Genomic DNA, 25,643 nt, shown 5'->3' on the forward strand with positions numbered 1-25,643 from the left:
TTCAGGTAAAGGCAGAGGGTCTGGATATCCCTGTCATTCATGACCTTCAATGCCTGTTGTCTGACTACTGAGAAGGGCTGATTGTCATCAATATTCTCGTCAACAAACAGGTGAAGTAGCTCTGCCGCTTTCGTGACATTGTCCGCAGCTGACTGCCAGGACAGGAACACTGCTTGTTGTGCAAAGGCGTTGGCGGCTTCCTGTTGTTTTCGGATATGGTAAACAAACCCATCCGTCAGGCGCTCCAGTGCAAGTTGCATGCGCTCTGTCAGATGACACAGTAACCACAGGTGCTGCTGTGAGCGTTTGAAGCGCCGCACTTTACTGCCGTAGTAATCAATAAGGCCGCTGAAGTGTTGTCGATTTTTTAGCGACAGATTGAGCCTGTCCACAACGTCATTTATTTGCGTGTGCCATGGTGCTAACCGGTGGTAAATGGCGAGCTCTTTTTTAAGCTCAGGCACGGTCAGACTTTTGGCACCACCCCTGAGATGGCTCAGACTCAGCCCGTCGTCTTTAGTAGTGATTATGTTGTCCAGAAAGACGTTAAGTTCATTACTGGTAAGTTGATTCAGTTGGAGCGTCAGGTCTTTTCTGACCTGTTGCATTGTGCGGCTTATCAGTCTTTGAAGCACGGAGTACTTAGGAATGGCAATGTTATGGCTGGCAAGGTATTCAATGGCCGCATCAAAGAGGTGTCGAGGCTCCAGCCAGGCATGACCAATGTAAACCAGGTGGTGGCACAGAGCATTGAGGTGCTGTTTTTCATTCCACTTATTGTAATTTAGTAGACGCAGTATCCTTGAGTAAATACGGTCACGCTGCATTTTACTGACACTGAAAGGCCTGATCCCTTTACCTCTTTGAATTTGGGAGGCAATAAACTGCATGTCGATACTGATATCACGGAAACTCGGAGCAATGATCACTGGCTTAGATTTAAAATAGCCCAGAAGCGCCACGAAATAACAACGATGTTTAGTAAGCCTGATAGTACGGCATTCGGCCTGTTCTACATCGTTTAGCGAAAAATACAAACGTTGTTCCTCAATAGAAAACTGAGGTGCTGAATACAAGTCTCGTTGTTCTGCCTGAGTCAGAATCGAGAGTTCATTACTAATTGCCATGATGAATAAACGCCAATATGATTGATGGTGTTTATATAAGATGGCAGAATATTGGAAGGTAACCCACCGCCACAGACCATATAATATAATACCTGTAGCGTTCTATGTTACTTTAGAGGGGAAAATCCCTAGAACCCCATTACATATCACCCTAAAATGATATGCGGGATAAATCGGCTAGAATCTTTGGTTATTTTCCCTTCATCTTCTCGAATTCCAATTCCTGCCGCAGTACCATTCACTAACCAACTTCCGATCAGTACATGGTTTTCGCCAAATGTTGGCAATGGTGTGTAAGCCTGTACAATTTTCCCTTCGCTACCATAAGGGCCATCTACAAATTCAACCACTTCGCCATCTTTTACGATCGAGATGTTCGCACCCTCACGTGAAAAAATTGGCTTCACGACGTAATGGTCCATACTCGCTACTCGTGGGTCATTTTCAAAATAAGCTTCAAGCAAATTCGGGTGGCCTGGGTACATCTCCCATAACAGTGGCAAAATTGCTTTATTGGAACTGATGGACTTCCACAATGGTTCCATCCAATTGATCTCTGCTGTTTCTAGATGCTGGCTATATTCCTCGCGTAACATGTACTCCCAAGGATATAGTTTAAAAAGCGTATCGATCGGTTTGCTATTGGCATCCGTAAAGTATTTTCCATCTTCCGAAATGCCAATATCTTCTACATACACAAATTCACTGTGGATGCCGGCTTCTTTGGCACAGTCTTGAAGATATTGTACCGTACCGCGATCTTCGATGGTGTCCTTACAGCATGCGAAGTGCATCGTATTAAATGCCAGTGTTGGCTTTAACTCGATAAAACGTCTTACAAGCAAATCTTCCAACAGGTTGAACTGGTCGGCATTTTGTGGCAATTCGCCGCGATTAACCTTTTCTTCAAGCCACAGCCAAGAGAAAAATGCCAGTTCGTAGAGACTTGTCGGCGTGTCACTGTTTAGTTCTAGGAGCTTTGCCGGGTTCTTCCCGTCATATGCCAAATCGATACGACTATATAAACTCGGGTCACGGCGTTTCCAAGATTCACGAACCAAGCCCCACATAGATTCAGGTATTTGAAACTTTGCCATCAGTTCATCGCTTTCAATAACCTTGGCGATCGCATTCAAGCTCATTTGATGAATTTCTTCTGTCGGTTGCTCGATGTCGCGTTCTATCTGAGTTAGAGTGAATTGGAAGTAGCGGTCCTCTGTCCAATATGGCTCGTCGTCGAAAGTATGGAAGCCGAAATTGAACTCTTGCGCTGTCTTCTTCCAATCATGACGTGGTTGTGTAGGTATCTGTAGCATTTAGACCTCTATGTCTTTGTTAGTGCCTAAGTAAATGTTCTAGTAGCATCTCACCCCTTAAATAATCGGCAAGAGCACTTACTCAGTTACTAAAAAGCCGGTGATGAACCACCGGCTTGGATGATGTAAGAGAGTTGTTTATCCACCCCAGCTACTACGAGAGCTGACAGAAGAACCCCAACCACCACGAGAGGAAGTCTTCACTACTGGTTTTGCTTTGTAGTCAGACTTAAATCCACTGGAAGTAGTTGAACTCGAACTTGTCTTGTAACCTGCGCCACTCATTGCTTGCTGTTTCTTTTCAGCGTCTCGGGCTGCGTTATACATGCGCTCTTTGTGACGTCGTTCGCTTGAGTCATCAAGAGCATCAATTACGCGGCCAGCGATATATGCATTCGCAATTGTGTTTGCTACGCTACTTCCCGTTCCTTGACCAATCCCCTGACCGATACTGGAGCCATAGTTTGATTTATTGTTACCGCCAGAGTTACCAGTGTAAAAACCGTCATCCTCGTTGCGTAACCGAACTGTTGGTAACGGGTGCAGATACCTGTCGGTCATAGTGAAATTCAAATGGCTTATGTTGTTTGCATCACCAACTTTCATTCCATCTGCAAAGAACAATTTTCCGTATTTATCCGAGTATGAAGATGTCGACGTAAACAATGGCTGCACAAACAAATCACCATATTGTCGAGAGATGTCGTAGTTGTCGTAATGCTCGGGCTTAACTGGCGCAACCATAAATGCGTCAAGCTTAGGACGATAGCCTAATCCAGCTGGCATCGCTTCACAGACACCATACTCAAGTTCACATTCGGCCTGTTTACGGAACTTCTCAGTAGTTCTGTCGGCTTCACGTTGCGCAATTTTGTATGCTGCATCGCATTGAGTACCAAGCTCTGCTTTACCATCAGCTTTACAAGCATCAACGTCTTCATACACCTTAATGCGAAGTGGGCTGTCTGGTTGACAACCAGCAAGTGTTGCCAGTGCCAGCGGCGCTAATGCAAAGTGACGAAATGTTTTGCGTTTACCTTCTAGTTTAATGCGGCTACGCATTCGACGTTTTAATTCAGTCATAGCTACCTCGACTAGTATGTCAGACAAGCGGCGTTAAGAAGGCCAACAGCGATAGAAACAGAAGCCAATAGCACGGCTGCAGGAGTTTCATTTTCTTCAATTCTTTGCACGATCTTCGGCATCATAATGGCTCTAACTCCCACAAAACCGGCAACCTGGGCGACTAGAGCTACAGCGCCCCATAGTGCATAATCAGTAATCCCCACAGAGTGAGAAGCTGCGCTTGAGATAGCGATTGCATAACCAACAATTGCGCCGCCGAGCGCGATCGCAGCAGATACGTTTTTATCTTCTTTAATCAGCTTCCATTCGTTGTATGGTGTCATGGCCATGTAAATGAATTTGAATCCAATCAAGAATACCAAGGACAATGCGAAGTAACCGATGAATGAAGTAATCCCATTCATAAATGCTGTTGCCGCTGCACTTTCGTTTGCTAGTTCGATCATTTATGCCACCACTTTAAAGTCAGAAATATTTAGTTGAATCCCTGTAACACGAGAAAGTAATCGGTCCGGGGTGTTATTTGCGATTCGTTCTTCACATGCGACAAGAAGTTCTTCTGTTTTATCGTGTGGTAATAGAAGGTCTTCTGTTTTGTCGTCTTGCAAATTGCGTGAATAGAGCATGTTGAAAGAGTCCAGTTCTTTGACAAATCCATTTTTGTTGTAAACTTTCTCTGTCAGACAAACGGGTTTTTCGTTCTCCCAATACGGGGCAAACGTAGTACCTTCCAAGTCGTATTCATCTTTAACAATTTCATTGTTAAGTAGGTTGTCCCACGCTTGTTGCCCGTCAATTGGTCGAGAGTCATAGAAATACCAAAGGCTGATTTCCATAATACCGGAGTCATCATCGCCATTGATTAGCACTTGGATATACCCTTCATCATCTGTGTAGTACCGAACTATGCGAGTACCAGCACCCATATCGATTACACCGACCGCTTCAATGATTTGCGATGTTGCAGCACCTTCGATGGTCAACTTCGGTTCAGCAAGTCGTAACATCAGGCTGTCAATTTCAAACGCGCCACCAAGACGAAAGCCGCAAATTTCTGGAGTTACGGGTTTTGGTTGTTCAACTGGCTTTTTCTTGCCAAAAACAGCTCTCAGCGCTAAACAAACTTTTTTCAACATAAAAGTCCCTTATTCTGAAAAAATGAACCCGCATGAAAGCGGGCTCGTGTTATAGAGTTTCGCGCCTGAATTATTCGGCTGATTTGCTCTTGTTTAGGATCGCTGCCAACTGGTCTTTGGCAGTTGTACCGCCACCAATACCTGCAGCTTTAAGCTTCTGATCTAGATCTGTAGTAGTTTCAGCATCACTTAGCTCTTGTTGGGCTTCTAGTTTTGCTGACTGCTCGGCCTGCTTAGCTTTAATTCGGTTTAACGAATCCAGTGCCGTACTTGTTTTAGATGAAGCACCTACAACACTAGCTTGAGTTGCAGCTTGTGCCTTTTGAACGCTGTCAGTAGCTTTAACAAGGTCAATCTGACGATCGATGCTTGTAATATTTTTGCGAGCTACCGCGATATTTGACTTGTGCTTTTCTTCTGCTTCTTTGAATGCCTTAAGTTGCGCTTCTTCAAGTGCTTTTTCTTCATTCAAGTCTGCAACTTTCTGTGCACATTCCAGCGCTAAATCTTCATGGCCAGCTTCATTCGCTTTAATAGCTTTATCTGTGTACTCAGAAATCGCTTTATCAAAACCAGTTACTTTGCCCTCAGATAATTTGCGTTTAGCAACGATAGTTACTAGTGAATCTTCTGCTTTGCGAACAGCTTCTTTCGATTCACGCTGCTCCTGCTCAAGAATGGTGATTGCGTTAGCATCAATCACGCTCTCAGCTGCCTTGTTTACATTACCAGTGAAGATGCGGAACAATTTACTTAGTGACATATGGAGTCCTTACTTAATGAGAAATTCAGAGTAGCCTTCAAGCAGTTCTGCAACATTGCGGAAAAGCTCTTCGACCTCAAGAACAACACTTTCAACTTTTGACTCAGAAGATAGAGCGCCGAAAGCGGAGTAATAAAACTGGCCTTCTACTTCTGATTTACCGACTGCTGTAAGTGGGACTAACTTATGTGTTTTTAAGATGTAATCGTCCAGCGCAGCTTGGTCAGCTACTGCGTCTGCTTGGAACAGCAAGGATTCAACGATGATCTGTGACCCCTGAACTACGAGTACTGCATTAATACCTACATCGTTTGTGATGATCAGGCTTTCATCCGATTGAGTTACATTGAATCCTTCGTCAGATTCAAGAAGTGCTTTTGTTACTACATTAAGATCCAAAACATTTCTCCAGAATAGGTATGCATAAGACTGTAAAATCCGTCACATACGGTTATTTGGTATAAAAATACCACCTGCTTACACTCGAATCAATAAAAAGCGTTTAGCTTTTATTTTTCATTCTTGCGCTGTCGAAAACTAATTTATGTGGTTTTTAATTTTCCGCAACCATATAAATACTACAAGGTCAGATTTTTTAGTTTAAAGTGATAATCGTTATCTTTTGATAACTCTCTATGTGTTATCCTTACGCTGAAAATCATGTTTCTCAGTGGCAAAAATTTCAATGCGTAAGAAGTTAAATCCCCAGTTTGAAAGCGAATTCTGTTTGGCTGGCTATGACAAAGAGAAATTGCTTTCTCTGCTGAATGAAATTGACTCAACAAAAAGGTCGGTTTCAAGTCGGTTATCAAGATTATCGAGCGAACCAGGTGAAGTGGTTCTCAAAGGCGAAAGTCGTCAGGCTGCGATAAGAAGAATGAAAGATAAGCTGGCATTTCTAGCTGATGAAAGAGAGTTGGTAGTTAGGCGACTAGCTGAGATTAAGAGAAATACAGTGCTTATCAACCGTGAAATGCATAGCCGGCCACCAGCATTAACGGCTGCATTTGTTGCCGCAACAAGGTTATTGGTCGATAAAAAAACATTGAGTGTCATCGAGCAAGCAGCGCAGGATATTTTATCCCAAACTCACTTCTAAACCTTTCTCGGTTTGTGCACCACATTAAAAACTCGAGCATTTTCAAACTCCAAACAGGTTAAGTACAGATACATTTTGTTTTATACTACCTCCCTATCAAATGGGAGCGTAAATGAAAAGCATACTAAAATATCCTGGCGGCAAATCATGGCTTGCGACTCGTTCAAAAAAATTGATTTCTGAGTTGGAGCCACGATTTGTTGCAGAGCCATTCTGTGGCGGCCTATCATTTTCCCTTAACAATGAGTTTGAACGAGTCCTTGCTAACGACCTCATTTCTCCGCTCATTAATCTTTACCAGCATGCACAAAAAGGGTTCGTCCCCAATAAAGATGATTGGCATCTCGATAAAGCATTCTATTTAGGCGTTCGTGAGCGATTCAATCAGCTAATTGTCAGTAATCAAGCAGATTCAGAGTTTGCGGCAGGGGCAATGTGGTACCTGAGCTATCATTGCTTTAACGGGCTAATGAGGTTCAATCAAAAAGGAGGCTTCAACGTTCCCTATGGTAAATATGATGAACTTGCGACACCATCTGGTTTTACCCAGTTCCAAGAGGTTACTAAAAATTGGAGGTTTACAAATGGTAGTTTCCAAGATCTGAACCTAAATGGTGTGGATTTTTTACTGGCAGATCCACCTTATGCTGGAACATTTGCAAACTATTCAGGTAAAGGATTCACATTCAAACATCAAATACAAGTGGCTGACTGGCTAGCAGACCACAGTATGCCGATGATAGCTTGCAACAGCCTTAACCTAGAGCTGGCAAAATTATATAAAGCAAGGGGATTCAGTATCTACAGGACGGATGTAAGAAGAAGTATCAGTCGGAACGGAAATGGACGTCAGGCTGCACCTGAGATGATAGCTTTTAAAGGTTTTGGAAAGAACAGAAAATTCTCTCAGTTGGTAGACTTGATTGAACGGTGCCGAGTATAGAGACACAATAAATAAGCAGGGACTACCCTGCTTATTTATGCGATTGATTTAGAAGCGGAAGCCAAATCCGACTTCAAATACGTCCACAGCTTGCGTGTTATTGCCACTAGACATAGTAATATCAGTTGAAAATCGTTTATAAGCCGCATTGATTACATAGTAGTCACCAAGCGCATAATTAATACCCAAACCAACTACAACGTTTTTGTTAGCTGTGGTGTTCAAATTTTCTTTGTCGCGTGTAGTGACATCAACTAGTTGATGTATCTCAGGATTGAACATTTTTACCGTGTACGGGTCGCCGTATGTATAGTTCGCACCAGTTAGTTGAGCGATACCGATCGTAGCAAATACGCTTAAACGTTCGTTGATGTAGTAACTTGGACCAATACTTGCCATCCAGCCATCATAATCTGTCTCTAGTTTTTTCCCGTTTTCAGTTAAATTACCGTCAACATCATAGAAAGAAGCATCACCAACCACACCCCAATTATCAGACAGTTTATAGCCAAGACGAATACCTAGACCATTACCATCAAGACCATTACCCATACCAACAGATGAAATGTATGGAGAAATGAAATTGCTGATACTTGGTTTGTACTCGCTTACTGTAGATTCATTTTTCATAGCTAGTACAGAACCAGATGCTAATGAAGTTGTTGCGATTACTGCTGCTAGAACAAGTTGCTTAGTCATATACGTGTTTCCTTTAAATATTTAGTCTGTCGCGTTCAATTTATGTAGTTAAGATTACCGTAGCTATTACAACGCGCAACTTAGAAATAGAAGCTTTTTCAAAAGATAATTTGAAGTGTTTTTAGATAGATTAAAAATTATTCAGGTATCAACAAGTGCTGGATGAAATCGTAAAAATAAAAAAGGAAGCCGAAGCTCCCTTTCTCTTAACGGATGCAATCAATTGATTTTAAGGCTCGACATCCCTTTATAAATTTCACATAGTTTTCGACTTGGGTTCATGTCTTTTCTTATTTCCTCAAGTCTTGACTGTAGTTCAGAAATCTTGTGGTTACATCTCCCAAAGCACAATGCTCGCCCCGGCAAAACGAACACAGCACCCTGATATGTTGTTGGTGATGACAATAACTTTGCTCCAGAAACTCTATCATTTTCATTGACGATAGTTATCATTTTACTCGAATAACCGGATTGGATAGAAGCATCAACATAGTTATATACATTTAGAGTTGCAGGGCTAAATAGAACCGCATCTGTGTTGTTTTTTAGCGCTGAAACATTAGCTAAAGCACCACCAAGAGAATGACCAGTAGTTGTGATCTTTGCGTGTGGATATTGTGCTTTGACATCTTGAACTAAGTCGATTGCATCAACATACATCGGTGGCATCCTGCCTAGATGCTGAGCAATATCTGTCGAGACATCATTAGCAGCAATACCACTGTCTGTGTCATCGCCCGTACCACGGAATACTATGGTGATTTTCTGGTTATCAGGATCAGATTCATCAATCGCTGTTAGAGAGCGTAAACCACTTGATTTCTCTTCTACCTCACACGAAACACCAGAATCGCTACAAAACTTATTTAGCACGGCTGCGTAATGGTCTGGACGACTATCGTAGATACCGTTCGATAGACTCGCATAAGTTTGGTACGTCTTTAAGTTGGATTCAATATCAACGATCGCTGCATTGGTTAAACCATCCTCAGAATTACAATCTAAAGACGTGGATACTTTGGGGGGGCTACCTACAAAAATGGTGGATAGGCCAACAACTAATACAAAGGAAACTAAACCGCCAACTGTTATCTTTTCAACACTCATGATTTCTCTTATGGTTATGGGTGAATAGTCATTAAATACGATGTCAATAAACACGCAATTCTACACGGAATTTCAGTGTGTTAGATATTGAAAAAGCATAGACAGTATTTGACGCACCTTGTCCATATCGGGTTACACCTAACCCAGATAGAAGATTTAGGTTGGTTACAAAAGCATACTGAGTAGAATCAGCCAAAGAGAAAATTAATGATGAATTTTTGCACACTACCTCAACTTCATAGCGTTGTGTTTTGTCGTTGAGATTTTCAATGAAAGTGGTAAACATAGTTTCTTCCTATAGGTATGTCGCCCTACGGGAAGAAAAAACGCCACTCAACTCCCGTAAGGGAACTGAGTGGCGCGTTTTGCAGTTCGAGTTATAAATCTAAATCAACAGTGAAAACATTTCAACGATACAAGTCAGCCTTTATCTCTTCACAGCTTCGACCATTAAACCCTTCGGGAAGCTTTGCTTTGTGGCCAATCAATTCTCTGGTTCTTTCCACAAACAAATCATACACAGCTTGATGTTCGCCATTGATCTCTAACGTTTTTATATCCTCCTTTAACGCTGCCAATTGATGCGCCAAGCTGTTTTCAGTAACTTTGCCAGCGCCCAATCTATCTTGCAGTTCAGAGAATGACATTGCTTCAACGATCGCCGCTTCATCTGCCCATTCCTGCAGTATTGTTGACTTAGTAAAATCGGACACCGGATAAAAGCGTCTAAAGCCGTAGATGTCCCCTTGATGGTCAATAGCAACATAGTATGGCTTGCTGTCATCAAACGGCGGTACGCTTACTTTGTTGTGGGATCTGCCCTTCTTAGCAATGTAAAAAATGAAGGTGCTCACCGATCCCAAAACAAAGGCAAATACGACAAGTAGTGTTATCCAATAGAATTCCATGAACTGCCTCTCTAGCTATCACAAAACGAATATAAATCATTGTATTAAAATAAAGGCAAAATGCCGTTAACTTTTATAGCTCTAAGCTGTATGTCTGCCACTTCTTCTCGGAAGTTTTCCAGATATAACCTGGTTGATCGAACTGCGCGGCGATGGGATACCAAACAACAATGAAGTTATCTGTAACTTCCTGCGGAACACACACATTAGGAAATTTGCTCATTCCCTCAAGACTATTGAAAACCATGTGGCCACCAGCTGCGATGATCTGCTCGTCGACTTCCTTCTTTCTGATGTAAGGGAATAAACCATCGATCCATTCTGGATAGCTTTTTATGAACGGGTATTCATCTTGAAAGGTTAACTCAAGTTTCGATTCTCTCTGTAGTAGCGACACAAACCGTTCACCGGAGAAAGCAAGTAAATCCTCAAGCTTTTTAATTTGGTCAGCAATCAGGCCGCTACAGAGAGCATCTGGTGCCATGTCAGTGATGCATTCCACATCCCATTTCATGTGGCCAAGGTTCACGTGAAGCTGATGGCAGACGCGTGCAGCATGAGCTAAATCATCCGAATAGTCCTCATTGACCACCATGCCCGGTACGGAAACAAGTAAATCTTTCATTACTGTGCATCCTCCGACTCACCTAAATTAAACACTCGATAGAGTGAGTAATCGTCTTTCTGCAGCGCGGTAATTTTCGGGTTGAAGTACATCACTTTTCCATCACTTAAACGCTTAAGGTATGGGTTAACCGACACTCTCTCTTCTTGGTACCATTCTTTGAAGTAGGCCAGGTTCTCTTGCTTCCACAAGTCGCGGTTTTCATTGAGCTTAATAGCCGGCACGTATAGGTACTGCTCAACCGAAGGGTTACCAATGAATTTCAGTTTGTCGATCGGGAATCCTATCGGCAAAAGTGTCACTGCCGTCATATAGTCACCAGTTGGTGCTATCGGAATGTATCCATCGTTGTCTCTGGTCAACATTGGTATTCTGCTTGTAAATGTTCGACAAAGAGACTCTACCCCTTGCTTACAGAAGACATAATTAGGGTCGTAGACCTTAGTGCCTTCAACCAAGTAGAAGTTAGTGCCTGTCGGGACGTACTCGGTCTTGGCAGAATCACCATAAACGGATGCAACCGTATCGATGGCCATCTTGTTCACAACTTGTGCCTGGGCATCTAAATCCTTCGATTTGTCGACCTTTACTACCGTATAAAGGTACTGATCGCCAAGAACAGAGTGATAAGTGGTTTTAGCTCCTTGTTGCGTTAAAAGACTCAGACCAATATCGAGCGGGTTAACGTGGCCAATCGCACCAATGGCTAATGTCGCGGCCTGCCCTGCGATCTTAAGTTTGTTCTGGTCTACATCGTAGTAAAACACATCAAGGTTGTTAGTCGTGCGTTTTGGTTCAATCCACTTTAGCGGGTAAAGAAAGCGTGTTGGTTCTGAAAAGTCTTCTGCATCGAGTTCGTAGTCATCAGCGTATTTACCTTTGAGTTCAATATACTCATTGGGTGTTTCTGCACAGCCTGACATCATCAGGGAAAAACTGATCACTGACGCAAGCGCCGCGACGTTCTTAAGCATGTGTTTGTCCTTTTATTATTTAATGAATTTGTTGCTTGCATAGTCGAAAGCGCTATCGCTATCGCCTTCCTCGGAAAAGTCCCAACCTTCATTCCATTCACTATGGCGCCAATCACATATCGAGTACGGGTTATCGTCGGGATGAATGCGTTTTAAATAAGCCTCACGACCTTGATCAAATGGGAGCGCGTCAGCGGTCAACTTGTCGAGATGTACTTGGGTATCAAAGCCACTCATTAAGAGTGCTTGAAGAAACTGTTTGTCATAGAGAGTATCGCAGGTGAAATACTGCGGTTTATCACTGACGTTTAAACTGACATGATAAGTCGCCGCCGAGAGGTCATCATCGTCAGTTAGATGGTCTTGGATAATGAAAAAACTGCCGGCGGTCAGTAAGCCTGTCGATGATGAAAATGCCGTAGGAAAGACAGCTATTGGACTATTGCTATGGATATTTACGCAGAAGTCGCGTTCAAGCCTATCGATGTCATGCCAATGAGTAAGGATCAGGGAATCCGGGAAAACGGTTTTTATGTCAGCCACCAGCTCATTTGCGCTGTACAATGAAAACCACTCGGTGACTGTTCGATGGTCAATGCGATGTTGTAATTCGGCCTCAGCCAGAACCTTTATCACATAAGCATAACTCGCACGGTCATCGATAGTGAGATCAGAAAATGGCCGGCTTGCATTTTCTGGCACACAACCCGGTGATTTTGCCGTTTGTGCCTCTGCAAACAGGAAGGCAGAAAGCAACTCTGTAATTTCGGCCAGAGAGAATGAATGTAGCCGGCTCTTTAACTGAGATTTAATACTCTTTAGTGGCTTAAGGGAATATAAGCAGTCATCAAACGCTGTATTGGTTAAATCCGTAAGCTTAGTCATTATGTCCATTCACGTTCGCTTTGTTTGAAACAGAGGGTTATGGTTTCTGTCAAACGCAACCCGGGATCTACTGTGCTGCCCAGCTACTCCAGCGCTTACAAGCTGGCGATACTGATAGCCATTAACAGCGGCAAGAAAATGGGTCAATCCAAGGTGTCTACACAACCAAAACCGGTGTCGACCCTCTTCGAAGTCAATGGCTCTTGTCTTTAGCACTGGCGTATCAATTTCAATGGCATTGATCTGCTGGTATATCTCCAACAACTTAAATACCTTATTTTCTGACTTGATCAGTTGCTGCTCTCGGTGATACATCTCACCCAAAATATTGAAATTGAGTAAGTCGTTAAGGTCAGCGGGTATGTAACGGTCTGGTGCCGAAGTCTTCCATAATTCATCGAATTTATTTACATCTACCCAAAGATAGATGAACTCATTGTATGCTTCCGTTAAATCTAACTTGTGGCTACGTTTGAAATGCACATAACCTGTCGAAATCTCTGTAGGATTCGTTTCGGATTGAAGCTGTATGCAGGCTTCATCACTGACCGTTACTCTAATCATTAATATGTCTCTCTACACTTAGAATGTTGGGCCATCAATGAAATGACCCGTTGGGAATAACTAGTGTAATTATGAAAAAGAAAATGCTGATTTAATTGGGCAATTATTTATTTCCGATTGAATCTCGATCAAACCAACTACCTTTTGCTGGCAACTGATCTGCTGCCAACGCATCGCGGATGTCAAAAACGATTTGAAATGAATCAGATTCATCAGATGTTTGGTCCGAAATTTCTTCAATGATTTCTAAACGACGGATTTCATCTGAATGCGATACTGCACTAATGCCCCAAGCTGGTGGGTTATTAGGGTCATAAGCGTTATGTAGTTTTGCAATTTGGTCTTGTTGCTCTTTAAATGCCTTGGGGTCATTGATGGCATACACAACGGTTATGAATTTGGTCATTTCAACATCACTCCATACTCTGCAATTGATTGTTCTCGTTGTTCTTCATACTCACTCAGAAGCCCATATTCACCGGTGGTAGCGCGAATACTAATTTCTGGTTTGTCGTCACTAAGCTGCAGCTCAATATCACCGTTCGGGTGGCACCCAGTGTTCACATAAACGTCACCCTCAATAAAAAGGCTATCGTGGGTGCAAGAGCCTTGCTTGCGGCCGTACCAAATAACTTTCTCACCAACCGGTAAAAACTCGATACTTTTCTCCATGTTTACTCCATTTAACGGATATAGCGGATATTGAATCAAATGCAATAATACTACACATTCAACAAATAGCGTATAATGTGAGCAATAATTACAGGAGATTGTTTATGGCAATGACAAAAGATGCAAAGAGAAAGGCGAAGAAGAAGAAACTGGCGAAAAGCAAAAGTCTGAAACTGAATCAGATGTCAGGCAGACTAGATACCACCAGCACCATCTATGAAGCTGAATGGGGAATACTCGTCCACCAGCCAAGTCTCTCTGTTGATGATCTGCATCCGTTAGATAAAGACAAAGCAAACGAGCTTATTCGACAAATTGAAGGTTCCGGGGAGCGCGCTACTATCAAACGCCGAAAAGGTGGCAGCTACGTGATTCTTGAGTGTCCACAAACGTTTGCAACTGCGGATGTGGCTTATGAAGATGGATTGGTAGACCCCATAGACATCATTATCGAAAACGATCTTCCTACTATCACCAAGTTCTTGGGTTTTGTCGTTTGCGATGGCAATGGCAAATTCCTCGCTAAAGACGGTGGTCACATTACCGTGCCTGAACGGGCGCACATGTTCGAATCCATTCCTGATGCAGATAAAGTCGCTCAAACCTATGATCAGGGGTTTTCAACGATGGTATTTGAAATTGGGACAACCATTATCACGGCCGTTGTGAAGCCAAGCTAAGGGGGCGATATGCCAAGCATTACTAATAAAGAGATCCGTCACCAGACGGTACAGGAAACCGGTACACTAATGCTCGAAAACGGCTATACAGTCAGTTTTGACGAAAGTGGTGCTCTGGCTATTAAAGGACATGGCATCGAGTTGTTCCAGTACCCAAGATATTTAGGCTTCATCAAGCACAATACGAATCCTGAACGGTACCAGCTCATTGATTGCGGGTGGATGATTGATATACCCGCCGCCAATGCCTTTGAGTTCCAGACATTTACCAAACTGGACCCCATTAGCCCTACTGAATCTTACAACGTGTCCAAGCCGTATGAACTGGAAAACCCAGTCGAATTTAAAGCAGCAATCAGTGAGCTTAAGGCTCAGGCAGAATTCGATAAGAATGAGGGGTATACAGAAATCAAGGTCGATATAGACCTGGTACTTCGCCTGGTATCAGCCATCCAAAACCAATCCAATGAGAAATGAGGCAAGTATGCAGTTAGACAGTCGCGGCCTATCAAAGCCAAGTACATTCTTTAAAGCCTACTTCGTTTTTGTATCGTGCTACATGGCGTTGTTAGTCGCGGCCGAGTTAGCACTCAAGAGTACAATTATTGGTGGCCATCTAAGCCAGATGATGGTGATACACCTATTGGTACTGATTTCACCCTTTAAAAATGACCGATTCGGCTTCCTTAAAGAGCTGTTACTAAGCGTAGCGTTTGGCCTGCTACCTATGGGCATCATCATGTACCTAAGCATTAACGTGTTTAATGCGCCATTACACCCGGATGTCACCATGCCGATAGTTGCGCTATGCTCGGGCACACTCTTCTGTACAACGGTTGCATCGTGGTTTATTGCCAGTCGAATAGACCGAACTTTTACGGTACTGAGCTATAGAAATACATCACAAAAAAGGGAGCCATGAGGCTCCTTTTTTTATACATATGAACTCCAGCCAGTAACGCCTTTCATCTCATACCGTTCTTCTATTACAAACCTGCCGCCATCTTCTCCAAATTCCGGTTCCTGAGTTGGCTTTAAAATGCTGTGGTATACCAAGGATGCAGGAAACCGGTCTTCTACTGTGAACTCAGCTAATGACTCTGGCGGTGGTGGAGTATCTAAGCTGTTTTCAAGTCCATCGATGGTACTTTCAGGATAAGCCTGTAATTGCTCCCACCGTTTGAGTTTCGATAAAAACAGCCAACGCCATGAATTGCCTGAATTCCAAACCCCAATTACGCTAAAGCGGATGCCGTTAAACGTTTTAAAGATAGGATTCCCAAGTAATAATATCGGCTTTTCAAAATATTCATCATAGCTATCTGAAATCGCGTCCAGAACTGATAAGAACATTTCGTCTTTCGAATCGCCCGGTGAGACTACAATAGAATTTGCAAACACAGGATGTTCTTCATCATTTTCATCAAGCCAATAAAAGCACGGCTCGCCAAATTCTACCTGGTCGGGGATGTCATCTTCTGTGTATTCCTTTAAATTCCATCCAAGGAAGCCATCTAAAAGGTTAACATAGGTCCAAGGATCTATCGGGTGAGAGATTCGCATCCGGTTTTGGAAATCATCAAAAGTGGTGCCTTCCAAATGTTCTTGTAACTCTTTAAGTGCTGGGTCGTCTGACATAGATAGCAATTGTTTTAAAGAAGCCATCATGTTTTCATCAGCAGTCCCCTCGCCCATTAAACCGACCATCTCTCGAAGTTCGCTAAAGTCGATGGCATCATCATCTCTATCTCTAATTGCGTCCAAGTCAACGCGATACGCTTTTGGCTTGTTCGAAAATGGTGAGATTGACTTCACCAACGCTAAAATCGCCTCGTATTGGTCAACCTGTAGAATGTCCGAAAGCTTTTCAGCCATAAATTGGTGAGTCGAGTTCAATACCGTTGGTGTGACTTGCGGCTCTTGAATCGGTAAGGAGTTGATAAGCGCATCCCAAGATTTGAAATTGAAAAGCTCTGCCAACATACTACGAGCTTCTTTGTCATCTATTTTTAGCGACTTACTTAATGAAGTTGCACTTAATCGAGCTTTCTTGTGAGTGGGTAAAATCATTGGTTTACCTATAGTGATATATTGAAGCAATGTTCCACTGGGCTAAATCCGTTCCGTCACAACAAGGGCTTTTTTATTGTGAGCAGTTGCTTAGTAAACTAGCACAAAGTAATTTTTACTTATACTAAGTCGTGCTTAGCTTAATCCAGTCCTAGTTTGCGTTTATTTCTGGGGAAAAACCGGGCGGAAAACACCCAACATCAGGAAGACTTTTTATTATTTAAAACAGTAAGCAATTCAGTTAGCGGTAAAGAACGGTAGAAATACCAGCCTTGCACATACCCTTGTTTACAGTGCTCGGTGATCATGTCGTATTCACGCTTGGTTTCCACACCTTCAAAAACGACCTCTTTGCCAAGGCTGGCAACAAGGTCCATGATAGCACTTGCCATCCCCTTTTTAATGTCGAAGTTCAAAGCGTTCACAAATACGCGGTCTATCTTGATGTAGTCGAAGTTAACCTCTGTTAGCCAAACAAGGTTCGACACACCAGTTCCAAAATCATCCAACACCACCATAAACCCTAGCGCTTGAGCTCGCGCAGAGAACTCAGCGATTTCTATCAGCTCAACATCTATGCTTTCAGTGATCTCAATTTTTATCTGACTTGGGTTAATGTCATGTGAGCGTACAAGGGCAACTAAGTACTCCAGAAAGGCATGCTCACGAATTTCATAACTACAAATGTTGATGGCACAGGAAAACTGAGGGTCATTGCGTAACACTGACGCCATATCTGAAATTGCTCGCTTGGCCGTAAAGTGTGCCAGTTCCGGGTACAGCGACAGTTTCTCAGCAATACTAATGAACAACTCTGGTGATACTCGCCCGTATACGTCGTCAGTCCACCTTACAAGCGATTCTACCGCCTCGACACGACCATTCCCGATTCTGACTATGGGTTGATACTCCATGAAAAGCGATTCTTCACTTAGAGCCGTTCTGAAACGTGCTTCAATAGTTTGCCGGTTGGAAATGATCAGTTGTAAAAGGTGAGTTATGAGATAACTGATTGTCAGGATGACGATGAAGACAATGGTGTTCGATCGGATGCTGTAATATGGGAGGCCAGCCCTATCATTGATCGTTCTAACGCAAAACCCATATACCTTACTGCAAGCATCCGTTGAAAGTGTTAAGGCAAAATAGGAATTAGATTTCTTCGCTGGGGCGTACTCGTCAAATATGTTGTCAACAGTTTTGGAGTAAATTTGAAACTGAAACTGTGGTAGCTTTTTAAGTACTCTTGAATAAGAAGTGGTGATGTTTACTGCGAAGAAATTACCTTTCGCGGTTAAATTGTAGTGCTCCGAAATCCGATACAAATTTTCCTCGTTTGAATAAAACTGGTAACCATTCTGCTCACCCGAATCCTGGTACCTCAGTTTAGTCGGTTTTATTTCTCCCCAGTTCGCAGTGCAGTACACGGTGTCGTCTTTCATAAATCCAGCATCGAAGATTTCCGAATTCGTCATGACAAGTTCACGAAGCTTATTGATGTTGTCTTTATTGCAGGTGAAACCTTCGATCGAATTAGCCGTGGTGAGAACAGTCACCAACTGTGACGTGACAAGTTCGGCATTACCTAAAACATCGGTGGCGAACTCTTCTTGCTCTATTTTCTGAATCTCATACGAAAAGAATGACGCCATAGATAGCATCGATAGTAAGGATACAGAGAATATTGCGAGTAGCTTAAATTTAGCTTTCACCCGGGCCTCTAGTAGTCATGTTCGTTAATTCTTGACCTAAAACAGTGCAGGTTTAATTAAGAATAGCAGTATGCCGTTCCTACGCATATTGTTTTATGGTCTATGTTTATACACAGCAAAAAGGTGGTATAATCATTAAATTAGAGCCCATTGGTCTGAAAGAGCAATCGAAGGCAGCATCTGTGCGACGTATAACATCACCGAACACTTGAAGATCGACGCTTGTTTAAAAGCAAGCCTGCCACTAACTCGAAACACAAACGAAGAGAAAAACACAAAACAGACAACTACTAAAAACGAGGCAAAGCTTATGAATCCTAATCACATCAAGACGAACCTTACAGTTGCTGCTCTCTCACTTGCGTTAGTATGGGGTACTGAATTTCAGATTCAGACCAATGTGTTTTAATGCACTATCATCGATAACAATTCCACACGTTCCTATCATTCGTCCCTGAGATATTCGGCGTATTTTTCTTCAAACTCTTGGAGCATTGATTTCCTTGGCCGCGGAGCTGCATAGTGATAGTTCCGATTTGGTTCCATCGATGCTTTCTGCTGGGCCTTAAGCTTGGAAATTTTGTTGGTTATTGCGCCACTTCTGATTTGCTGTTTTATGTAATGGGCAAAGTAGTCCTTTCGTACCGACAACTTACATTCAATAAGCCCAAACTGAGCGCAGAACTCCTGCCATAAACATTCGCTGAGCCCTTGCACTTCGAAACCAAGCCCTTTGCAAATCAACATGTCATTTGCCCAGTCGGGCATGTCAGTACGTACAGACACAGTTATATTCTCCGAATACTTTATAGTTCATTTGGTTGGACGCATTGAGTCTGCAGTCCAAGAAAAAAGAGCCCGAAGGCTCTTATTTTTCATACGGCTTTCATTCTAGCCATGACTTGGGAATGGGCTGCGTAGTCACATGCTTTGATAAAGATCCAACAACCTTTAATAGCAAGGTATGCATAAACAACATGGTCGACATCTGTTAAACCAAAACTTTCACTAAAAACAACTAGCTGGTGGTAGATCCCCGACAGCCAATCGCTAAAGCCATTTTGTGATGCGTTATGAAGCCTGTCTGCATCCAGAAATGTTATTTCTTTGCCACTCCTTACACTGCTAGCCAGAGCGCTGTATGCGGCATAAGCCACCTTGCTTAATAAGGCTGCTACCATTGCCGTGATACCTTCTTTCATGCCCCACATAGCAAGGTAAAAATGACTTCCTTTATAATTCTCTTCCCCTTGGTGAAAGAGATAGGTCAAAACCCCATAACACATTAGAAATACAAGCGATGCGGATAGTGCTTCTGCCCGGATGCCTATGAAAATGGCTAACCCTAAGTTCATCATCAAATCCATGACGCCGAGAACTTTAAACATAAAAAATTCTCTCATTCAATTGATAAGGTAGCGTCAAAAGACCACTGTTTTTAACAAGTGTATGTGCCATACGCGCAGAGACACCTGATGGATGTTTTGGCATCAAGCGTTCTGCCATTGCGTCTGCCTGCCCGTCCTTGAAGCTGCCGATCGCTTTCAAAAATCGAATAAGGGATTTGGGGTCGATCAAGCGCCACGTAAACTGGGTTGGTGAGAAAAGAGTTTGTCCATCGTTGCTGAACCCTACCTGCTCCGTTGCCAATATATTGTGAATAGAATCTTTAAAGGCCACCACGACGGGTGTGAATTGCATTGTTTCATCGAAAACAGTCCACATCGGGTTCGGTGATTCAGCCAATACAGACGCGAGTGAATACAGTCTTTCATCATCAAATTCATTGCTCGACATCCAATCCACTTCAATGAACGTGATTGGTGTACCAGTAGGCGAAGATGGCATGTTGTTGCAATCCAAATCGACTTTGATGTGAGTAACGCGCTCTCCAGTAAAGAGATCGGGCCGCTGCTTCACCAAATTCTCAAATAGAGAAGGTAACCCGAATACTATAACTGGAATTTGAGGCTCTTTATTGTTTGCCTCGGCGTATGCCACCAGCCATTGAACTAAGTAAAGGGTCTTTCCAGTGCATGAACCTCCGACTACGACTTCAAGCGAACGAGATTCTTTATTTGATAAGATCTGACAAAAACTATTCACCATCTGCCCTACCATTTCGAACTCTAATTTGATGCGCGGCATTTCTTTAAAGTGCTGACTCATTTCGGCCAAAACTAGATGCAGCAACCGCGACTCAAATTGTTGGTCCATAAAATCTGGATAATGTGTACCAGCGACAGTTTTGGCGCGCTCGAGTACATGTGCGTGATTATCATAGCCAAGAGCTTGCGCGAACATGTCACTTGATACTGATAAAGACGGTTTGTATTGAAACGCAAGTTCTGGCGTAGTTTCTGTGCCTGGGTTCGCTGCCTGATGACATAGAAAGGCTAATAGAGATTGAAGCGATGTAACATCTCTCGATAACCGAAACAGGTTATCAAGGGATATTACCGGTAAAGTAACGTATGACATACGTAGTCCTTGATAATTAAACTCTATGAAATGCTCGCACGCCTAAGATGTCGCGCAACTACGGAGGTGTTCAGATAAGACGGCCATAGGTGCAGTAAGAACTATGCTGTAGTACTTGCTGTCCATATTTAAGAAACGGTTCGCCATCTCGATAACGGTTGCCGGTGTGTCCGGGGTAATCATTTTCTCTAAAAGAGATCTGTCTTGAATGACCTCTACGTATAACTCCGGGCTAACCTCTTTCCCAATTAACGCTTCAATCGTTATGCCCAATTGCAAAGCCAACTCATAGTAAGGTGACCCGTTTTCTGCTTTTTGTAGAAAGATGCTAAATACCGTGTGTCGATACCATGCCACTACAACGTCGTTGTCACTGAATGGACGGCAACCACCAAACCAATGAGGGGTCGTCTCAGAATTCGGAAAATAAAGCACGCTAAGGCGTAGTCACCCCGTGACTCCCCCGCGCCGATGCAGCGAGCTTCGTTCCGTCTTGCAGTGACGCAATCAGCGGGCAGGAAACGTTCCCTTTCCGCGCATGGCAGGCGCACACCAGTTCAGACAGCACGGCCTCCATGCGTGCCAAGTCGGCCATCTTCTCGCGCACATCCTTGAGCTTGTGCTCGGCCAGGCCGCTGGCTTCCTCGCAATGGGTGCCATCCTCCAGCCGCAGTAGCTCGGCGATTTCGTCCAGGCTAAAGCCCAGCCGCTGGGCCGATTTCACGAACCGCACTCGTGTTACATCCGCCTCGCCATAGCGGCGAATGCTGCCATAGGGCTTGTCTGGCTCCGGCAGCAGGCCCTTGCGCTGGTAGAACCGGATGGTCTCCACATTGACCCCGGCCGCCTTGGCAAAAACGCCAATGGTCAGATTCTCAAAATTAATTTGCATATCGCTTGACTCCGTACATAACTACGGAAGTAAGCTTAAGCTATCCAAACCAAATTTGAAAGGACAAGCGTATGTCTGAACCACAAAAGTCTGAACCACAAAACGGGCGCGGCGCGCTCTTCGCCGGTGGGCTGGCCGCCATTCTTGCGTCGGCCTGCTGCCTGGGGCCGCTGGTTTTGATCGCCTTGGGGTTCAGCGGGGCATGGATCGGCAACCTGACGGTGCTGGAACCCTATCGCCCGATCTTCATCGGCGCAGCGCTGGTCGCGCTGTTTTTCGCCTGGCGGCGCATCTACCGCCCGGCGCAAGCCTGCAAACCGGGTGAGGTCTGCGCGATTCCCCAAGTGCGAGCTACTTACAAGCTCATTTTCTGGATCGTGGCCGCGCTGGTCCTGGTCTCGCTCGGATTTCCCTACGTCATGCCATTTTTCTATTAATCACAGGAGTTCATCATGAAAAAACTGTTTGCCGCCCTCGCCCTCGCTGCCGTTGTTGCCCCCGTGTGGGCCGCCACCCAGACCGTCACGCTGTCCGTGCCTGGCATGACCTGCGCCTCTTGCCCGATCACTGTCAAGCACGCGCTTTCCAAGGTTGAGGGCGTGAGCAAGACCGACGTAAGTTTCGACAAGCGCCAGGCCGTCGTCACCTTCGACGATGCCAAGACCAACGTCCAGAAGTTGACCAAGGCGACCGAGGACGCGGGCTATCCGTCCAGCCTCAAACGCTGATCCGTTAACCGAACTCGGGAGCGACACATGGGACTCATCACGCGCATCGCTGGCAAAACCGGCGCGCTCGGCAGCGTCGTTTCCGCGATGGGCTGCGCCGCCTGTTTTCCTGCCATCGCCAGCTTTGGCGCGGCCATCGGACTGGGCTTCTTGAGCCAGTACGAGGGGCTATTCATTGGCATCCTGCTGCCGATGTTCGCCGGCATCGCGTTACTCGCCAATGCTATCGCTTGGCTCAATCATCGACAGTGGCGACGCACGGCGCTCGGCACGATAGGCCCGATCTTGGTGCTGGCAGCGGTGTTTTTAATGCGGGCTTACGGCTGGCAGAGCGGTGGACTGCTCTATGTCGGCCTGGCCTTGATGGTTGGGGTGTCGGTCTGGGATTTCATCTCGCCAGCACATCGCCGCTGCGGGCCGGACAGCTGTGAATTGCCAGAACAACGTGGCTGACGGCAACAGCCGTAGCCACCACAGAAAAGGAAAAATACATGACCACCCTGAAAATCACCGGGATGACCTGCGACTCGTGCGCGGCTCACGTCAAGGAAGCCTTGGAGAAAGTGCCCGGCGTGCAATCGGCGCTGGTGTCCTATCCGAAGGGCACAGCGCAACTCGCCATTGAGGCGGGCACGTCATCGGATGCGCTGACTACCGCCGTGGCCGGACTGGGCTACGAGGCAACGCTTGCCGATGCGCCACCGACGGACAACCGCGCCGGCCTGCTCGACAAGATGCGCGGCTGGATAGGGGCCGCTGATAAGCCCAGTGGCAACGAACGCCCGTTGCAGGTCGTCGTCATTGGTAGCGGTGGAGCCGCGATGGCGGCAGCACTGAAGGCCGTCGAGCAAGGCGCGCAGGTCACGCTGATTGAGCGCGGCACCATCGGCGGCACCTGCGTCAACGTCGGTTGTGTGCCGTCCAAGATCATGATCCGCGCCGCCCACATCGCCCATCTGCGCCGGGAAAGCCCATTCGACGGCGGCATGCCACCCACACCGCCGACGATCTTGCGCGAGCGGCTGCTGGCCCAGCAGCAGGCCCGTGTCGAAGAACTCCGTCATGCCAAGTACGAAGGCATCCTGGACGGCAATTCAGCCATCACCGTTCTGCACGGTGAAGCGCGTTTCAAGGACGACCAGAGCCTTATCGTTAGTTTGAACGAGGGTGGCGAGCGCGTCGTGATGTTCGACCGCTGCCTGGTCGCCACGGGTGCCAGCCCGGCGGTCCCGCCGATTCCGGGCTTGAAAGAGTCACCCTACTGGACTTCCACCGAGGCCCTGGCGAGCGACACCATTCCCGAACGCCTTGCCGTAATCGGCTCGTCGGTGGTGGCGCTGGAGCTGGCGCAAGCCTTTGCCCGGCTGGGCAGCAAGGTCACGGCCCTGGCGCGCAATACCTTGTTCTTCCGTGAAGACCCGGCCATCGGCGAGGCGGTGACAGCCGCTTTCCGTGCCGAGGGCATCGAGGTGCTGGAGCACACGCAAGCCAGCCAGGTCGCCCATATGGACGGTGAATTCGTGCTGACCACCACGCACGGTGAATTGCGCGCCGACAAGCTGCTGGTCGCCACCGGCCGGACACCGAACACGCGCAGCCTGGCATTGGAAGCGGCGGGGGTAGCCGTCAATGCGCAGGGGGCCATCGTCATCGACAAGGGCATGCGCACCAGTAGCCCGAACATCTACGCGGCCGGCGACTGCACCGACCAGCCGCAGTTCGTCTATGTGGCGGCAGCGGCCGGCACTCGTGCGGCGATCAACATGACTGGCGGCGATGCGGCCCTGGACCTGACCGCAATGCCGGCCGTGGTGTTCACCGACCCGCAGGTCGCCACCGTGGGCTACAGCGAGGCGGAAGCACATCACGACGGGATCGAGACCGACAGTCGCCTGCTAACACTGGATAACGTGCCGCGTGCGCTTGCCAACTTCGACACACGCGGCTTCATCAAGCTGGTCATCGAGGAAGGTAGCGGACGGCTCATCGGCGTGCAAGCGGTGGCCCCGGAAGCGGGTGAACTGATCCAGACGGCGGTGCTCGCCATTCGCAACCGTATGACCGTGCAGGAACTGGCCGACCAATTGTTCCCCTACCTGACCATGGTCGAAGGGCTGAAGCTCGCGGCGCAGACCTTCAGCAAGGACGTGAAGCAGCTTTCGTGCTGCGCCGGATGAGGAAAAGGAGGTGTTCAATGAGCGCCTACACAGTGTCCCGGCTGGCCCTTGATGCCGGGGTGAGCGTGCATATCGTGCGCGACTACCTGCTGCGCGGATTGCTACGGCCGGTCGCGTACACCACGGGCGGCTACGGCTTGTTCGATGACACCGCGTTGCAACGGCTGCGCTTTGTACGGGCTGCCTTCGAAGCGGGTATCGGCCTGGACGCACTGGCGCGGCTGTGCCGGGCGCTGGATGCTGCGGACGGTGACGGTGCGTCTGCGCAGCTTGCCGTGTTGCGGCAACTCGTCGAGCGTCGGCGCGAGGCCCTGGCCAGCCTCGAAATGCAACTGGCCGCCATGCCAACCGAACCGGCACAGCACGCGGAGAGTCTGCCATGAACAGCCCAGAGCACTTGCCGTCTGAGACGCACAAACCGATCACCGGCTACTTGTGGGGCGCGCTGGCCGTGCTCACCTGTCCCTGCCATTTGCCGATTCTCGCCATTGTGCTAGCCGGCACGACGGCCGGCGCGTTCATCGGGGAGCACTGGGGTATTGCAGCCCTCACGCTGACCGGCTTGTTTGTCCTGTCTGTGACGCGGCTGCTGCGGGCCTTCAAGGGAAGATCATGACCGCTTCCCAGCCAGCCGAGAGTGGGCAGCTTTGAGCTTCGCTACCAATCTGGAGGAGTACCACCATGAACGCAAACGCCCCGAACACTGCCAGTTGCACCACCTGCTGCGTATGCTGCAAAGAAATTCCGCTCGATGCCGCCTTCACCCCGGAAGGCGCGGAATACGTCGAACATTTCTGCGGGCTGGATTGCTATGAACGCTTCCAGGCACGCGCCAAGGCCGCGACAGAATCTGACATTGCGCCTGTCCCTGGCGGTTCGCAGCCGTCAGATTGAGGCATACCCTAACTTGATGTCAGATGCCATGTGTCATTTTCAGAAGACGACTGCACCAGTTGATTGGGCGTAATGGCTGTTGTGCAGCCAGCTCCTGACAGTTCA

36 protein-coding genes are annotated in these 25,643 nt (G+C 46.2%); 12 read left to right on the forward strand and 24 right to left on the reverse strand.

The annotated features are described in order from the left end of the window. The 7 genes from R7Q39_RS28860 to R7Q39_RS28890 all read right to left on the reverse strand — a co-directional run. A partial coding sequence (locus tag R7Q39_RS28860; protein ID WP_206926118.1) for a DUF4158 domain-containing protein occupies positions 1-1,127 on the reverse strand: 1,127 nt, incomplete at its 3' end. Positions 1,128-1,273: 146 nt separating this feature from the next. Next, positions 1,274-2,443 (reverse strand): glutathionylspermidine synthase family protein, encoded by a 1,170-nt coding sequence (locus R7Q39_RS28865; protein WP_276404791.1) that lies wholly within the window; start codon positions 2,441-2,443, stop codon positions 1,274-1,276. Between the two features lie 138 nt (positions 2,444-2,581). Further along, entirely contained in the window at positions 2,582-3,526 is a 945-nt protein-coding gene (locus R7Q39_RS28870) for a DUF1190 domain-containing protein (RefSeq protein WP_017190662.1), read from the reverse strand. An 11-nt stretch (positions 3,527-3,537) separates the two neighbouring features. Further along, on the reverse strand, positions 3,538-3,975 hold the full coding sequence (locus R7Q39_RS28875; protein ID WP_017190661.1) for a DUF350 domain-containing protein: 438 nt from the start codon (positions 3,973-3,975) through the stop codon (positions 3,538-3,540). After that, positions 3,976-4,665 (reverse strand): YjfK family protein, encoded by a 690-nt coding sequence (locus R7Q39_RS28880; protein WP_079324520.1) that lies wholly within the window; start codon positions 4,663-4,665, stop codon positions 3,976-3,978. Between the two features lie 70 nt (positions 4,666-4,735). Then, complete coding sequence (locus R7Q39_RS28885; RefSeq protein ID WP_017190659.1) at positions 4,736-5,428, reverse strand: PspA/IM30 family protein; 693 nt, start codon at positions 5,426-5,428, stop codon at positions 4,736-4,738. Positions 5,429-5,437: 9 nt separating this feature from the next. Then, on the reverse strand, positions 5,438-5,827 hold the full coding sequence (locus R7Q39_RS28890) for a DUF2170 family protein (RefSeq protein WP_017190658.1): 390 nt from the start codon (positions 5,825-5,827) through the stop codon (positions 5,438-5,440). A 286-nt stretch (positions 5,828-6,113) separates the two neighbouring features. Between R7Q39_RS28890 and R7Q39_RS28895 the strand changes: the two genes are divergently transcribed. Together R7Q39_RS28895 and R7Q39_RS28900 are read left to right on the forward strand one after the other, a co-directional pair. After that, positions 6,114-6,527 (forward strand): hypothetical protein, encoded by a 414-nt coding sequence (locus R7Q39_RS28895; protein ID WP_017190657.1) that lies wholly within the window; start codon positions 6,114-6,116, stop codon positions 6,525-6,527. Positions 6,528-6,639: 112 nt separating this feature from the next. Beyond that, entirely contained in the window at positions 6,640-7,470 is an 831-nt protein-coding gene (locus R7Q39_RS28900) for a DNA adenine methylase (RefSeq protein ID WP_079324522.1), read from the forward strand. Between the two features lie 48 nt (positions 7,471-7,518). Here R7Q39_RS28900 and R7Q39_RS28905 read toward each other — a convergent pair whose 3' ends face one another. The 10 genes from R7Q39_RS28905 to R7Q39_RS28950 form a co-directional block, all read right to left on the reverse strand. Further along, positions 7,519-8,169 (reverse strand): outer membrane protein, encoded by a 651-nt coding sequence (locus tag R7Q39_RS28905; RefSeq protein WP_079324524.1) that lies wholly within the window; start codon positions 8,167-8,169, stop codon positions 7,519-7,521. A 219-nt stretch (positions 8,170-8,388) separates the two neighbouring features. Beyond that, on the reverse strand, positions 8,389-9,276 hold the full coding sequence (locus tag R7Q39_RS28910) for a lipase family protein (protein ID WP_079324526.1): 888 nt from the start codon (positions 9,274-9,276) through the stop codon (positions 8,389-8,391). A 43-nt stretch (positions 9,277-9,319) separates the two neighbouring features. After that, complete coding sequence (locus tag R7Q39_RS28915; RefSeq protein WP_079324528.1) at positions 9,320-9,562, reverse strand: hypothetical protein; 243 nt, start codon at positions 9,560-9,562, stop codon at positions 9,320-9,322. A 121-nt stretch (positions 9,563-9,683) separates the two neighbouring features. Beyond that, positions 9,684-10,184, reverse strand: a complete 501-nt coding sequence (locus tag R7Q39_RS28920) for a hypothetical protein (protein ID WP_225478249.1) — start codon at positions 10,182-10,184, stop codon at positions 9,684-9,686. Positions 10,185-10,257: 73 nt separating this feature from the next. Next, complete coding sequence (locus tag R7Q39_RS28925) at positions 10,258-10,809, reverse strand: hypothetical protein (RefSeq protein ID WP_079324530.1); 552 nt, start codon at positions 10,807-10,809, stop codon at positions 10,258-10,260. Beyond that, complete coding sequence (locus R7Q39_RS28930; RefSeq protein WP_079324532.1) at positions 10,809-11,783, reverse strand: hypothetical protein; 975 nt, start codon at positions 11,781-11,783, stop codon at positions 10,809-10,811. The genes R7Q39_RS28925 and R7Q39_RS28930 overlap by 1 nt, the downstream gene beginning before the upstream one ends. 15 nt (positions 11,784-11,798) lie before the next feature. After that, positions 11,799-12,668: a hypothetical protein gene (locus tag R7Q39_RS28935; protein ID WP_139374598.1), complete on the reverse strand. Its 870-nt coding sequence runs from the start codon at positions 12,666-12,668 to the stop codon at positions 11,799-11,801. Between the two features lie 9 nt (positions 12,669-12,677). Further along, positions 12,678-13,232, reverse strand: a complete 555-nt coding sequence (locus R7Q39_RS28940; protein WP_079324536.1) for a hypothetical protein — start codon at positions 13,230-13,232, stop codon at positions 12,678-12,680. 103 nt (positions 13,233-13,335) lie between these two features. Then, positions 13,336-13,638 (reverse strand): hypothetical protein, encoded by a 303-nt coding sequence (locus R7Q39_RS28945; RefSeq protein ID WP_079324538.1) that lies wholly within the window; start codon positions 13,636-13,638, stop codon positions 13,336-13,338. Further along, a complete protein-coding gene (locus tag R7Q39_RS28950) occupies positions 13,635-13,904 on the reverse strand; it encodes a hypothetical protein (RefSeq protein WP_079324540.1) in 270 nt (89 codons plus the stop codon). Before R7Q39_RS28950 ends, R7Q39_RS28945 begins: the two co-directional genes overlap by 4 nt. A gap of 104 nt (positions 13,905-14,008) precedes the next feature. Here R7Q39_RS28950 and R7Q39_RS28955 point away from each other — a divergent pair, with 104 nt between their 5' ends. From R7Q39_RS28955 to R7Q39_RS28965, 3 genes are read left to right on the forward strand one after another with little or no spacing between them, the layout of a single operon-like run. Next, a complete protein-coding gene (locus R7Q39_RS28955) occupies positions 14,009-14,584 on the forward strand; it encodes a hypothetical protein (RefSeq protein WP_079324542.1) in 576 nt (191 codons plus the stop codon). Between the two features lie 9 nt (positions 14,585-14,593). Next, a complete protein-coding gene (locus R7Q39_RS28960; protein ID WP_079324544.1) occupies positions 14,594-15,061 on the forward strand; it encodes a hypothetical protein in 468 nt (155 codons plus the stop codon). 7 nt (positions 15,062-15,068) lie between these two features. Continuing rightward, positions 15,069-15,506 carry a hypothetical protein gene (locus R7Q39_RS28965; protein ID WP_079324546.1) on the forward strand — a complete coding sequence of 146 codons (438 nt, stop codon included), beginning with the start codon at positions 15,069-15,071 and terminating at the stop codon, positions 15,504-15,506. Positions 15,507-15,517: 11 nt separating this feature from the next. On the opposite strand, the gene R7Q39_RS28970 is transcribed toward R7Q39_RS28965, so the two are convergent. The 7 genes from R7Q39_RS28970 to merR form a co-directional block, all read right to left on the reverse strand. Next, on the reverse strand, positions 15,518-16,654 hold the full coding sequence (locus tag R7Q39_RS28970) for a hypothetical protein (RefSeq protein WP_225478250.1): 1,137 nt from the start codon (positions 16,652-16,654) through the stop codon (positions 15,518-15,520). 200 nt (positions 16,655-16,854) lie between these two features. Beyond that, complete coding sequence (locus R7Q39_RS28975; RefSeq protein ID WP_079324550.1) at positions 16,855-18,366, reverse strand: EAL domain-containing protein; 1,512 nt, start codon at positions 18,364-18,366, stop codon at positions 16,855-16,857. Positions 18,367-18,810: 444 nt separating this feature from the next. After that, positions 18,811-19,152 carry a hypothetical protein gene (locus tag R7Q39_RS28980; protein WP_139374599.1) on the reverse strand — a complete coding sequence of 114 codons (342 nt, stop codon included), beginning with the start codon at positions 19,150-19,152 and terminating at the stop codon, positions 18,811-18,813. 89 nt (positions 19,153-19,241) lie between these two features. After that, complete coding sequence (locus tag R7Q39_RS28985) at positions 19,242-19,754, reverse strand: hypothetical protein (RefSeq protein WP_079324556.1); 513 nt, start codon at positions 19,752-19,754, stop codon at positions 19,242-19,244. After that, positions 19,747-20,847 carry a hypothetical protein gene (locus tag R7Q39_RS28990; RefSeq protein ID WP_079324558.1) on the reverse strand — a complete coding sequence of 367 codons (1,101 nt, stop codon included), beginning with the start codon at positions 20,845-20,847 and terminating at the stop codon, positions 19,747-19,749. Before R7Q39_RS28990 ends, R7Q39_RS28985 begins: the two co-directional genes overlap by 8 nt. 42 nt (positions 20,848-20,889) lie before the next feature. Next, complete coding sequence (locus tag R7Q39_RS28995; RefSeq protein WP_053410656.1) at positions 20,890-21,282, reverse strand: hypothetical protein; 393 nt, start codon at positions 21,280-21,282, stop codon at positions 20,890-20,892. Position 21,283: 1 nt separating this feature from the next. Next, entirely contained in the window at positions 21,284-21,739 is a 456-nt protein-coding gene (gene merR / locus R7Q39_RS29000) for an Hg(II)-responsive transcriptional regulator (protein ID WP_001166628.1), read from the reverse strand. Positions 21,740-21,810: 71 nt separating this feature from the next. On the opposite strand from merR, the gene merT reads away from it, so the two are divergent. The 7 genes from merT (at position 21,811) to R7Q39_RS29035 (ending at position 25,538) form a co-directional block, all read left to right on the forward strand. After that, positions 21,811-22,176 carry a mercuric ion transporter MerT gene (gene merT, locus R7Q39_RS29005; RefSeq protein WP_001294656.1) on the forward strand — a complete coding sequence of 122 codons (366 nt, stop codon included), beginning with the start codon at positions 21,811-21,813 and terminating at the stop codon, positions 22,174-22,176. Between the two features lie 15 nt (positions 22,177-22,191). Beyond that, entirely contained in the window at positions 22,192-22,467 is a 276-nt protein-coding gene (gene merP / locus R7Q39_RS29010) for a mercury resistance system periplasmic binding protein MerP (RefSeq protein ID WP_000732275.1), read from the forward strand. A 27-nt stretch (positions 22,468-22,494) separates the two neighbouring features. Next, positions 22,495-22,920, forward strand: a complete 426-nt coding sequence (gene merC, locus R7Q39_RS29015; RefSeq protein ID WP_000522996.1) for an organomercurial transporter MerC — start codon at positions 22,495-22,497, stop codon at positions 22,918-22,920. Positions 22,921-22,958: 38 nt separating this feature from the next. Further along, positions 22,959-24,644 carry a mercury(II) reductase gene (gene merA / locus R7Q39_RS29020; RefSeq protein ID WP_000209296.1) on the forward strand — a complete coding sequence of 562 codons (1,686 nt, stop codon included), beginning with the start codon at positions 22,959-22,961 and terminating at the stop codon, positions 24,642-24,644. Between the two features lie 17 nt (positions 24,645-24,661). Beyond that, positions 24,662-25,027, forward strand: coding sequence for a mercury resistance co-regulator MerD (merD, locus tag R7Q39_RS29025; protein WP_001277466.1), 366 nt, complete (start codon positions 24,662-24,664; stop codon positions 25,025-25,027). Continuing rightward, complete coding sequence (gene merE, locus R7Q39_RS29030) at positions 25,024-25,260, forward strand: broad-spectrum mercury transporter MerE (RefSeq protein WP_001087807.1); 237 nt, start codon at positions 25,024-25,026, stop codon at positions 25,258-25,260. Before merD ends, merE begins: the two co-directional genes overlap by 4 nt. A 65-nt stretch (positions 25,261-25,325) precedes the next feature. Then, positions 25,326-25,538 (forward strand): DUF3330 domain-containing protein, encoded by a 213-nt coding sequence (locus R7Q39_RS29035; RefSeq protein ID WP_000993245.1) that lies wholly within the window; start codon positions 25,326-25,328, stop codon positions 25,536-25,538. Positions 25,539-25,643: the final 105 nt, after the last annotated feature.

Source organism: Vibrio sp. 947 (assembly GCF_033339115.1).
In the GTDB taxonomy this organism is placed as follows: Bacteria; Pseudomonadota; Gammaproteobacteria; order Enterobacterales; family Vibrionaceae; genus Vibrio; species Vibrio alginolyticus.